The sequence below is a fragment of the Streptomyces sp. CBMA29 genome (assembly GCF_014596445.1).
Lineage (GTDB): Bacteria > Actinomycetota > Actinomycetes > Streptomycetales > Streptomycetaceae > Actinacidiphila.
This window is the reverse complement of record NZ_MECL01000124.1, coordinates 1-11,346: the sequence shown is the minus strand read 5'-3', so window position 1 is coordinate 11,346 and position 11,346 is coordinate 1. Positions and strand designations below refer to the sequence as shown.

The 11,346-nt window shown below is 72.9% G+C and carries 8 protein-coding genes and 1 pseudogene; 3 read left to right on the top strand and 6 right to left on the bottom strand.

Annotated features, from left to right (window positions below):
* Nucleotides 1-34 precede the first annotated feature (34 nt).
* Nucleotides 35-694: a response regulator gene (locus BGM09_RS17245; RefSeq protein WP_188282596.1), complete on the top strand. Its 660-nt coding sequence runs from the start codon at nt 35-37 to the stop codon at nt 692-694.
* Between the two features lie 59 nt (nt 695-753).
* Nucleotides 754-1,794, top strand: a complete 1,041-nt coding sequence (locus BGM09_RS17240) for a phosphotransferase (RefSeq protein WP_188282493.1) — start codon at nt 754-756, stop codon at nt 1,792-1,794.
* Nucleotides 1,795-2,057: 263 nt separating this feature from the next.
* Here BGM09_RS17240 and BGM09_RS17235 read toward each other — a convergent pair whose 3' ends face one another.
* Entirely contained in the window at nt 2,058-3,575 is a 1,518-nt protein-coding gene (locus tag BGM09_RS17235; protein WP_223187163.1) for a protein kinase domain-containing protein, read from the bottom strand.
* A 359-nt stretch (nt 3,576-3,934) separates the two neighbouring features.
* Here BGM09_RS17235 and BGM09_RS17230 point away from each other — a divergent pair, with 359 nt between their 5' ends.
* The gene (locus BGM09_RS17230) at nt 3,935-5,656 is read left to right on the top strand and encodes a protein kinase domain-containing protein (RefSeq protein ID WP_188282491.1); all 1,722 of its coding nucleotides are present in this window, start codon (nt 3,935-3,937) and stop codon (nt 5,654-5,656) included.
* A 56-nt stretch (nt 5,657-5,712) separates the two neighbouring features.
* Here BGM09_RS17230 and BGM09_RS17225 read toward each other — a convergent pair whose 3' ends face one another.
* From BGM09_RS17225 to BGM09_RS17205, 5 genes and pseudogenes are all read right to left on the bottom strand, one after another.
* Nucleotides 5,713-6,306 carry a bacterial proteasome activator family protein gene (locus tag BGM09_RS17225; protein ID WP_188282490.1) on the bottom strand — a complete coding sequence of 198 codons (594 nt, stop codon included), beginning with the start codon at nt 6,304-6,306 and terminating at the stop codon, nt 5,713-5,715.
* A 108-nt stretch (nt 6,307-6,414) separates the two neighbouring features.
* Nucleotides 6,415-9,210: an FtsX-like permease family protein gene (locus BGM09_RS17220; protein ID WP_188282595.1), complete on the bottom strand. Its 2,796-nt coding sequence runs from the start codon at nt 9,208-9,210 to the stop codon at nt 6,415-6,417.
* A gap of 128 nt (nt 9,211-9,338) precedes the next feature.
* A complete protein-coding gene (locus BGM09_RS17215; RefSeq protein ID WP_188282489.1) occupies nt 9,339-10,097 on the bottom strand; it encodes an ABC transporter ATP-binding protein in 759 nt (252 codons plus the stop codon).
* 150 nt (nt 10,098-10,247) lie between these two features.
* Nucleotides 10,248-10,985 (bottom strand): PadR family transcriptional regulator, encoded by a 738-nt coding sequence (locus BGM09_RS17210; RefSeq protein ID WP_188282488.1) that lies wholly within the window; start codon nt 10,983-10,985, stop codon nt 10,248-10,250.
* An 88-nt stretch (nt 10,986-11,073) separates the two neighbouring features.
* Nucleotides 11,074-11,346 (bottom strand): annotated as a pseudogene (locus tag BGM09_RS17205) (hypothetical protein); the annotation flags it as partial.

Genomic DNA, 11,346 nt, shown 5'->3' with positions numbered 1-11,346 from the left:
GGTAGAAGTAACGGCAGAAGGAAACAGCCCCACAATCCGCGTGTTCCTGCTCGACGACCACGAGGTGGTCAGGCGCGGGGTGCACGAACTCCTCTCGGCCGAGCCGGGAATCGAGATAGTGGGCGAGGCCGGGAACGCCGCGGAGGCGGTGGCGCGCATTCCGGCCACCCGCCCGGACGTCGCGGTGCTCGACGTACGGCTGCCCGACGGCAGCGGCGTCGAGGTGTGCCGCGAGGTCCGCTCGCACGACCCGTCGGTCAAGTGCCTGATGCTGACGTCCTTCGCGGACGACGAGGCGCTGTTCGACGCGATCATGGCGGGCGCCGCCGGATACGTGCTCAAGGTGATCCGCGGCAACGACCTGATCGACGCCATCCGCGACGTGGCCGCGGGGAGGTCCCTGCTGGACCCGGTCGCGACCGCCAAGGTCCTGGACCGGCTCCGGCACGGCGGCGCGCGCTCCGAGGGCGCCGACCGTACGGCCGACCTGACCGCCCAGGAGCGCCGCATTCTCGACCTGATCGGCGAGGGCCTCACCAACCGCCAGATCGGCGAGCGCCTGCACCTGGCGGAGAAGACGGTGAAGAACTACGTGTCCTCGATGCTCGCCAAGCTCGGCATGGAGCGGCGCACCCAGGCCGCCGCGTACGTGGCCCGCATGCAGGCCGAGGGCAGCCGGAGGCATATGCCCTAGCACGTTCACCGGGGTGATCGCCAGTCTGTGCGGCCGGAGTGTCGCGGTGATCTAACCTTTTGCTCGTGACGGGCACGGCAAAGGCGCCTCCGACGCCGGGTTCGCTGCCCGCTCTGCTGCGCCGCTATGAGAACGCGGGCACCCCGCTGACCTGCGTACCCGTTCCCCGGGGCCTGCTCAACAAGGGCTACGAGGTGACCACCACCCGCGGCCGGTTCTTCCTCAAGCAGTACGTCGCCCGGGACACCGCGGACCCCGGCGTGATCGCCCGCCAGCACCGCGCGACGCGGGGTCTGGTCGGCCTCGGACTGCCCGCCGCCGCGCCCCTGCCGGACTCCCGCGGGCGTACGGTCGCGCGGCTCGGCGGCCACGGTTACGCGCTCTTCCCCTGGATCGAGGGCAGGCACCGCGAGGGCACCGAACTGACCGCCACGCAGTCGCGGCGGCTCGGCACGCTGCTCGGCATGGTGCACGCCGGACTCGCCCGCGTGCAGCCGCCCCCGCCGGAGGACCAGCGCCACCACCCGAGCGCCGACCCGGACCGTACGTACGCGCAGATCGACGAACTGCTCGCGCTGGTCCGCGGGCACCGGCCACGCGACGCCTTCGACGGACTCGCCGAGCACCGGCTGCTGGAGCGCCGCGCCCTGCTGCGCCGGCACGCCCACCGCCGCCCGCCGGACGCCGACGGGTCGGCCAGCGGCTGGGTGCACGGCGACTTCCACCCCCTCAACCTGCTCTACCGCGGCGAGGAGCCCGCCGCCATCGTCGACTGGGACCGGCTCGGTGTGCAGCCGCGTGCCGAGGAGGCGGTACGCGCCGCCGCCATCTTCTTCGTCCACCCGCTGGACGGGCGCCTCGACCTGCCGAAGATCCGCTCGTACGCCCGCGCCTACCGCTCCGCGGCGGGTGTCCCCGTCCCCGAGCTGGCCGCCGCCGTCCACCGCGTCTGGTGGGAACGCCTCAACGACTTCTGGATGCTCCAGTGGCGTTATCAGCGGCGTGACCCCCGCAGCGATCCCCTCTTCCCGCCCGCCTCCGCCCTGGCCGTCTGGTGGACGGCCGAATACGGCGCCGTCATCGACGCCTTCACGGCCTGACGGCCGGCTCTCAAGGGGGCGCCCTTACGCAGGGCGGCGCGCCGGTCTTTTTAGGGGCGCCCTGGCGCAGGGCGGTACCCCGAGTTTTTAGGGGCGCTGGGGGCACCTCCCGGCCGAAGGCTGGGGGAGGAACTGCGCGGCCAGCCCCACCGGGCTGCCAGCCCGAAAACAACAGCATCTGCCCCGCTGGGGCCGGTTTTTCGCCCGCGCCACCGCGCTGGCTGAGCGCGCAGTTCCCCGCGCCCCTACGGGGCCCAGGGGGCCTACTCCGCCGGGGGGTCCGAGGCGCCCGTGGTGGGCGGAGTCGTCGGCGGGGTCGTGGGGGGAGTGGTCGGCGGAGTCGTCGGCGGCGTGGTGGGCGGAGTCGTCGGCGGGGTCGTGGGGGGAGTGGTCGGCGGGGTCGTCGCCGGGGTCGTGGGCGGCGTCGTGGCCGGGGTCGTCGCCGGAGTCGTGGGCGGGTCGGTCTGGTCGGACCCGGTGTCCGTCGGCTCCGTGGTGGGCGGGTCGGACGGGGTGCCCGTGTCCTGGGTGACCGTCGGGGACGTGGAGTTGGAGGGGGCGCCGCCGTCGCCGCCGGTACCACGCGTGGCGAAGTAGACGCCCAGCGCGATGGCCAGCACCGCGGCGATGGCGAAGAGCACCGGCTTGAGCCAGCGGTTGCCGCCGCCGCCCGGCGGCCGCTCGCCGTAGCCCTGACCGCCGTCGTCGTCACCGGTGCCGGAGATGCCGGCGAGCAGCGGGGCGCCGAATTCGGCGGTGGTGCTGTTGCCGGGGCGCCCCTGCGCCACGACGGTCGGCGACATGCCGCCGGTACGCGTGCCCGCGACGGGGGTGATGACGCCGGTGTTCCACATGCCGCCGGTCCAGCCGCCCTGCTGGACGAGCGCCTGGTGCGCGTACTGGACGACGCCGCGCATCTCCTCGGCGCTCTGGAAGCGGTCGTCCGGCTGCTTGGCGAGCGCGCGCAGCACGAGGCCGTCCAGCTCGGGCGGCACCCGGTCGCTGATCTGCGACGGGACCTGCGGCTCGTCCTGGACGTGCTGGTAGACCACGGAAAGCGGCGTCTCGCCGGTGAAGGGCGGACGCAGCGCCAGCAGCTCGTAGAGGAGGCAGCCGGTCGCGTACAGGTCGCTGCGGTGGTCGACGGCCTTGCCGAGCGCCTGCTCGGGCGAGAGGTACTGCGGGGTGCCCATGACCATGCCGGTCTGCGTCATCGTGCTCTGGGCGCCGTGCAGCGCCCGCGCGATGCCGAAGTCCATGACCTTGACCGCGCCGTTCGTGGTGATGATCACGTTGGCGGGCTTGATGTCGCGGTGCACGATGCCGTGCTGGTGGCTGTAGGCCAGCGCTTCGAGGACGCCGGAGACGATGAGCAGCGCCTGGTCCACGGGCGGCGGCTCGGCGCTGGAGAGCAGGTCCCTGATGGTGTGGCCCTCGACCAGCTCCATCACGATGTAGGGGACGGCGCCGGTGGGCGCACGGTCCTCGCCCGAGTCGTAGACCGCGACCACCGCGTGGTGGTTCAGGCCCGCGACGGCCTGGGCCTCGCGGGTGAAGCGGGCCTTGGAGACCGGGTCCTCGGCGAGGTCGGTGCGCAGCAGCTTCACCGCCACGATCCGGCCCAGGCGTACGTCCTCCGCCGCGAAGACCTCGGCCATGCCGCCGCGGCCGAGCCGCCCGGTCAGCCGGTAGCGGCCCTCGCCGACGACGGTGCCCACGCCCCACTGGCCGGATGTCTCCGACGCTCCGGGGCCCGGGGCCGTCTCTTTGGGGTCGACCATCAGTCCTCGCCGTCGTTCGTACGCGGTCATCGTGCGGTCATCGTCCGGTTCATCGTCCGGGCGGGCGCGCGCGGACGCCCGTATCGTACGGATGCCCCGGAGCGGCCACCGTACCGCTTTCGGGTGCTCCGCCGGGCACTCGTCCGCGTCCCGGCCCCTCAATACGGCGGTCCTGCGGGGATACACAGCATGTGCGTGCCCGATGTGCGTCAGGTGACGAGATGGTCAACGAACTTGACGTGTCCGTGCGATGGGCCAGACTTGGCGGGCAAGCTCGGGGACGAATATCGCCACAGGTAGCCGTACGGGTACTGACGCGACCCTCTCCCCGGTGGACTTTCCAGGGGGTAGCGGTACAGATGAGCGGGGACGCCACGCAGGGCGGGTACACGGGGCGCTCGGTCGGCGGCGGGCGGTACGTGCTGCGCGACCTGCTGGGCCAGGGCGGCATGGCGTCCGTGCATCTGGCACATGACACCGTGCTCGACCGGCCAGTGGCCGTCAAGACCCTCCACACCAACCTGGGCAACGAGCAGTCCTTCCGCGAGCGCTTCCGCCGCGAGGCGCAGTCCGTCGCGAAGCTGAACCACACCAACATCGTCTCCGTCTTCGACTCCGGCGAGGACACCATCGACGGCCAGCTCGTGCCGTACATCGTCATGGAGTACGTCGAGGGCAGCCCGCTCGGCGACGTGCTGGCCGCCGATGTGGCGCAGCACGGCGCGATGCCCGCCGACAAGGCGCTGAAGATCACCGGGGACGTGCTGGCGGCGCTCGCGGTCAGCCACGAGATGGGCCTGGTCCACCGGGACATCAAGCCCGGCAATGTGATGATCACCAAGCGCGGTGTGGTCAAGGTCATGGACTTCGGCATCGCGCGCGCCATGCAGTCCGGTGTCACCTCGATGACGCAGACCGGCATGGTGGTCGGCACTCCGCAGTACCTGTCGCCGGAGCAGGCGCTGGGGCGCGGTGTGGACGAGCGCTCCGACCTGTACTCGGTCGGCTGCATGCTCTTCGAGCTGCTGACCGCGCGGCTGCCCTTCGACGCGGACTCGCCGCTGGCGATGGCGTACCAGCACGTACAGGAGATCCCGCCCGCGCCGTCGGCGTTCAACCACGCGCTGAGCCCGGCCGTGGACGCGCTGGTGGCGCGCGCGCTGCGGAAGAACCCCGCCGAGCGCTTCCCGACCGCGGACGCGATGCACGACGAGTCGGACCGGGTCCTGGCGGCCACGCGGCGCGACACGATGCCGCTGATGTCCGGCTCCGCGCCGGCCACCGGCAACCGCGGCGAGGACGTGGCGGCGTCGGTCTTCCCGTACGCGCAGGGCCCGCTCCAGACCCCGGCGCCGCAGATTCGGACGCCGTACGCGCCGGGCAATCCGCAGCAGGGCGGTTACGGGCAGCCCACGCCGTCCCCGTCGCTGCCCTCGGCGTACGGCTACCCGCAGCAGTCCCGTACGCCGCCGCCCACCCCGGCGTACAACATGGCGCCCCAGATGCAGCACCAGCAGCAGCACCAGATGCCGGGGCAGCGCACCGGCGGCGGTCCCGGCGGCGGCACCGGCGGTCCCGGCGGCGGCGGGAAGTCGAACACTCCGCTGATCGCGGGCGCGGCCGTCGTGGTCGTGGCCATCGTGGTGATCGTCGCGATCGTCCTGGCCAACAGCGGCGGCGGCAAGGGCAGCCCCAGCGCGGACGACCAGTCGGGCGGCCCGACGACCTCGTCCTCGACCCAGGCGTCCGAGGACCCGACCACGGGCACCGGCGCGGGCGATGTCGTGAACGGCGACCAGAGCCGCACGATCGACCCCGACAAGTGCACCAAGGCGCACAACGACCTGATCTCGAACGACCCGGACGTCATGACGATGCCGGACTTCACGTCGATCTACGTGGACTCGGTCGTCGCCTGTATCAAGGCGGCGGGCTGGCAGTACACGATCAAGCAGACCGACGAGCAGCAGTGGGGCAAGGGCGCGGTGACCAGCCAGACCCCGAAGTACCTGGAGGACTACAACCCGAAGAAGGACGGCAAGGTCACCATCTGGGTGTCCACCGGCAAGAGCGCGAACTGACCGGGCCCCCACCGGTGCGACACCTCACCGGCTCACGCGTGGATTGACGAGCGGGCCTAGAGGTACGGGCCCGAGCGGGCGCCCTGGTTGCCGCCGTCGTCCTCCTCGTGGCCGCCGGCGCCGGGCGGCAGGGCGCGCCGCATCTGTTCGAGCTGCGCGCGGGCCGCCATCTGCTGGGCGAACAGCGCGGTCTGAATGCCGTGGAAGAGCCCTTCGAGCCAGCCGACGAGCTGGGCCTGGGCGATCCGCAGCTCCGCCTCGCTGGGCACGCTGTCGTCGTTGAAGGGCAGCGAGAGCCGTTCCAGTTCCTCCACCAGCTCGGGCGCGAGCCCGGCCTCCAGCTCCTTCACCGAGCTGGCGTGGATCTCCTTCAGGCGTACGCGGCTGGCCTCGTCGAGCGGCGCCTGGCGCACTTCCTCCAGCAACTGCTTGATCATGCTGCCGATGCGCATGACCTTCGCGGGCTGCTCGACCATCTCCGTCACCGGGATCTCGCCGTGCTCGCCGCCGTCACCGGTCGGCGCGCCTCCCAGGGCCATTCCGTCGGGGCCGACGATCAGGACCTGCTGATTCGGTGAGTGCTGCGGATTCTGCGGATTCTGCGAGCTTTCCGGCGAGCGTTCGTTCATCGCGTTCATCGGCATCTCCATACCGCCATTGTCCCTTAGGACGCGGCGCGGCGTCGGCCAGGTCCCGTCTCCCGTACGGGCCAGGCCGACGCCACCGAACTCACGCCCCGCTTACGCTTCCGACGCCGTTTACGGCTCCGCGCGGCGGGCGAGCTGGGTGCGCGAGCGGGTGACCAGGGCCGCGAGCAGAGCGGCGCCGAGCGGTACGGCGACGATCAGCAGGGCCAGCGTGCTCCACGGGACGACGATCGGCACGTGCGGCAGCTTGCTCGCGCCGCCCCAGCCCCCGTCCAGCGCCTGGTGGTAGAACTTCCACTGCTCGCGCCGCTCGGTGTGCCGCAGCCCCACCGCGGGCAGCACGCCCGCCGCCGAGCCGAGCACCACACCCATCGTGGCGATCACCCCGCACTGGAGCCCGGAGAGCGTGCGCCGCACCCGCGGCGGCGCGCCGATCGCGGCGAGCGTCTTCAGATCGGGCTCGGCGTCGGCCTGCGCGAGCCCGGTGGCGATGCCCGCGGCGCCGATGGTGACCAGGCCCGCGAAGAGCGTCAGGGCGAGCAGCACCAGGCTGTTGTCCTTGGTGTAGCCGCGCTCCAGATAGACCTCCGTGTCGGTGCCGATCTTGGCGAGGTCGCTGTCCAGCGCCTGCCGCTCGGGGCCGTTGGGCATCCGGGCGTTGGTGTAGAAGGAGCCCAGCGGCATCGTCGCGATCCCGGCACCGTCGGCGGCCTGCTGCGGCATCACGGCCAGCATCCCGTAGGTATGGTGGCGGTCCTCGGCGGCCAGGTGCACCGGCACCGACTTCACCGGGCCGACCGGCTCCTGCCCGTCGGGCACCGGCTTGTTCAAGTCCAGGGTGATCTTCAGCTTGAGCGCGCCGTGGTCGAGGTACCCCTTGTCGAACAGCACGGTCTCGCCGCGCGCCAGCGCCTGTTCCGCGTCGCCGTCCCGGATGCCGAGGGCGTGCAGGACGGCCGGACCGCCGATCAGGACAGCGCTGCTGGTGGGCATGGCGCTCATGCCGCCCACGAAGTCGCAGCGCCAGTCGTGGGCCAGGGCGCGGCGCTGGGTCAAAGTGAGCGCGGTCGCGCCGTCCGGCCGGTCGGTCGGGCACACGTTGGCGGGCGGCATCACCGGCTGGACGCCGCCGCAGCCGGGGCCACCACCGCCGCCCGCCTGGCAGTTCTTGCCGCCGATGACCATCGCGAACACGTCGGCCCGGCCGGATACCGGGTAGCGCTTCTCGATCGCCGCGCGCACCGCGGTGAGGTCACGGCCGTGGTCGCTGTAGGCCGCCACCGCCACGACGCCGCGCGGCACCTGGGCCTCGTACGCGTCCCTGTCCTGCCGGTCGGCGCTCGCGGAGTACGTGGCGACCGCGACCGTACCGGCGACGGCGGCCAGCACGGCCGCGACCGCGGGCGCCGTACGGCCCCGGTTGCGCACCGCGTCGCGCAGCGCGAGCCGCGGGGACAGCGGCAGCCACTTGCCGGTCCGGCCGAACATGCCGACCAGGGTGGGGGTGAGCGCGACGATGCCCAGTTCCGCGATGCCGGAGCCGCCGCCGACCGCGAGGGTGCTGTCGGTGCGCAGCGAGCCGAAGACCGCGATGCCGACGCCGAGGCAGATCGCGCCGAGCCCGATGACCGGCAGCAGACGGTTGGCGTGCCGGACGCCGCGGCGTCCGGTCAGCGACGCCAGCACGCTCTGCCGGGAGGCGGTGACCGCGGGCACGACGGCGGCCAGCAGACCGGTGAGCACGGCCAGGCCCGCGATGCCGAGCAGTTCGAGCGGGCGCAGCGTCAGCCCGCCGAAGCGGCTGCCGACGAAATTCTCCAGCGGGGAGCGCAGCAGGACGGTGAGCAGCAGGCCGAGCAGGGTGCCGACGACGGCCGCGGTGACGCCGATCACCAGGCCGCCGGAGAGCACGATCGCCCGGACGTGGCGGCGGTCGCCGCCGTTGGCGCCGACCAGGCCGAGCTGGCGGCGCGAGCGGCGCGCGCCGACGGCGAAGGCGGGACCTGCCAGCAGGCAGATCTCCAGCATCGACAGGCCGACGATGGTCGCCGCCACGGTGACGGCCGCGGCCTTCACCGAGTCGCCGGTGTTGTAGGGGGTGAAGCTGCCGTGCGACGCGGTGTAGAGCGGAACCTCGGAGGCGTCGGGCTTGTGCAGCACCACCGCGCGCGACTTGACGAAGACGCCCTTGGCGTTGGCCTGCCGCACCATCTGCCAGGTGTAGTCGCCGTCCGGCATCTCCACCAGGTAGGTGGTGTTGGTCCGCTCGTCGTCGGCGTTCAGCGCCTTGAGCGCGGCGGCGTAGGGCGCGAGGAACGCGCCCGGCCGCGCGATGACCTCCTCGGCGCCGAGCGAGTCCGGCAGGTCGTACGCCCCGACGATCCTGTACGTACGGTCCAGGTCGCGGACGGCGAGCTTGGAACCGACTTTCAGGTTCGCGGACTTGAGGAACGCGGTGGTCGCGATGACCTCGTCGTCGGCCGCCGGGTGGCGCCCGCGGTCCAGGTGCGTGATGCCGCGCGCGAGCGGGTCGGCCGTCTTCAACTCCCTTATGGGCGCGGCGAGCAGGCCGTACTTCGTCTTGAACCGGACGTAGCTCTGGGCGTCGGAGATCCAGCGTGCGCCCCGGGGCAGCCCGACGCGTGGGTCGACCGGCTTGGGGGCCTCCTCCCGTTCCGCCGTGTCGACCGACGACGATGTGGCGTCCGGGGCCGCGGTGGCCTCCTCCACCGTGGTCCACATGTTCGCGGGCGGGTCCTGGTAGATCGGCTGTCCGTTGGTGCCGACATCCGTGAGACGTGCGTCGGCGGTGCCGATGTCACGGCTCAGCTTCTGCTCCGGGCTCAGCTGGGAGCTGCGGATGGTGATGTCGGCGGCGCTCACGCCGATGATCGGCAGCGCGATCATCGCCAGCACCATCGCGCTGCGGCCCTTGGAGCGCCAGGCGTCGCGGCGGGCGATACGGATGGCGGCGCGCCACGAGTTGACGTTCCCCGTGCGGCCGCTCGGGCCGCGGTCCTCGGAGGTGGCGCCGCTCACTGGGCCGCACCGCCGGTCAGCAGCGACTCGGCGGAGGAGCGCAGCGTCATGTCCACGACGGAGCCGTCCCGCAGGAAGACCACCCGGTCCGCCCACGCGGCGAACCGCGGCTCGTGCGTCACCAGGATGCCCGCGGCGCCCGCGTCACAGCGCGAGCGCAGCAGCGCCAGTACGGTGTCGCCGGTCTCCGAGTCCAGCGCGCCGGTGGGCTCGTCCGCCAGGACGAGGCGGCGGTCGCCGACCAGCGCGCGGGCGATGGCCACCCGCTGCTGCTGGCCGCCGGACATCTCGTCGGGGAAGCGGTCGGCCAGTTCGCCCAGGCCCATCTCCTCCATCGCGGCGACCGCCTCACGGCGCGCCTTGCGGGCGCCGGTGCCGTCCAGCTCCCGGGGGAGTGCCACGTTCTCGGCGGCCGTCAGCGCCGGGATCAGGTTGTAGTCCTGGAAGACGTAGCCGATGCTGCGGCGGCGCAGGGCCGCGATCTCCTTGCGGTTGGCCGTGGTCAGGTCGGTGCCCTCCACGATCACCCGGCCGGACGTCGGCAGGTCGAGGCCGCCCGCGATGGTCAGCAGCGTGGACTTGCCCGAGCCCGAGGGGCCCATCACGGCGACCAGTTCCCCCGGACACACGTCCAGGTCTATCCCGCGCAGCGCGTGCACCTCGGTCGCTCCGGTGCCGTGCACGCGGGTGAGGGCTTCCAGGCGGAGTACGGGCGCTTCCGGCGGCGCGGCTTCGGTGTGCGGCTTTACGGACATGGGCGGTGCGTCCCCCAGGGTCGTGGAGTGCTCGTGCGGTGGCGTGCTCGGGTGCTCAGGTGCTGGCGTGCTCGTGCGGTGGCGTGCTCGGGTGGCGGTGGTCCGGCCGCTGGTCAGGCGGGCCGGGCCGGGTGCGGGTCGGCCCGTGCCTTAGCGGCGGGCCCGGGAACGACGCAGCGCGCCGCGCAGCACCCCGTCCTGCGCGGCGTCCTTCCCGTCGTCCCGGCCGCCGCCGTCCGCGGGGTCGGCGGGGTCGGCGGAACCGACAGGACTGGCGGAACCGGTGGAACCGGCGGGATCGGGAGCCGGAACCGGTGCGGCGGGCTCGGCCGCCGGGGCCAGCGCCGCCATCCGTACGAGCCGGGTCTCGCAGTGGTCGAGCCACCGCGCCTCGGCCTCCGCCTGGAAGATGAGCTGGTCGAGAACGAGCTGCCAGGCCACGTCGTCACGGTCCGGCGTCCCGCTCTGCGCGGGCGCCGCCTCCAGCGCCTGGCCCTTCAGCCGGGTGTAGTCCTGCATCGCCCGGATGGTGTGCGCGCGCTGCGCCTGGATGACGGCCCGCACGTCCACCTCCGGCGACCCGACCGCCATGGCCAGCTTGATCGCCAGTTCGTTCCGCGGCGGATTCGTCCGGTCCACGGGCCGGGCGAACCACTCCCGCAGCTCACCCCGCCCGCCCTCCGTAATGGCGTACAGCGCGTGTCCGGCGTCGTCCTCGCCCGCCGGCACCACCAGCCCGTCGCGCTCCAGCCGCGCCAGCGTCGTGTACACCTGCCCCACGTTCAGCGGCCAGGTGGAACCGGTGCGGGACTCGAACTCTGTTCTGAGCTGGAAGCCGTAGCGCGGCCCCCGCTCCAGGAGGGCCAGCAGGCCGTGACGGATCGACATACCGAGTATGTATACCGAGTATGGGGCCGCCTTTCAAGGCCGCCCCGACCCGACCGAACGGGCTTAACGGGAAAAAAGGCGCGCGGGGTCAGTCGCGGCGCAGGCGCAGGCCCAGGAAGCCGAGACCCAGGCCGACGAGGGCGAGACCGGCGCCGAAGGGGAGGATGCGCAGGACGCGGCGGGCGGGCTCGTAGACGGCGGGAGTCTGCGCGCGGGCCTGGGTGCGGGCGGCGTCGGGGCCGGCGGGCGCCGACGGCCGGGGCGGGGCCTGGGCGGGTCCGGCGTCGGGGACCAGGGAGGGCGCGGAGCGCGCGGCGCCGTAGGCGGACCGTACGGGCGGAGTGAGCGGCGGCTTGGCGGC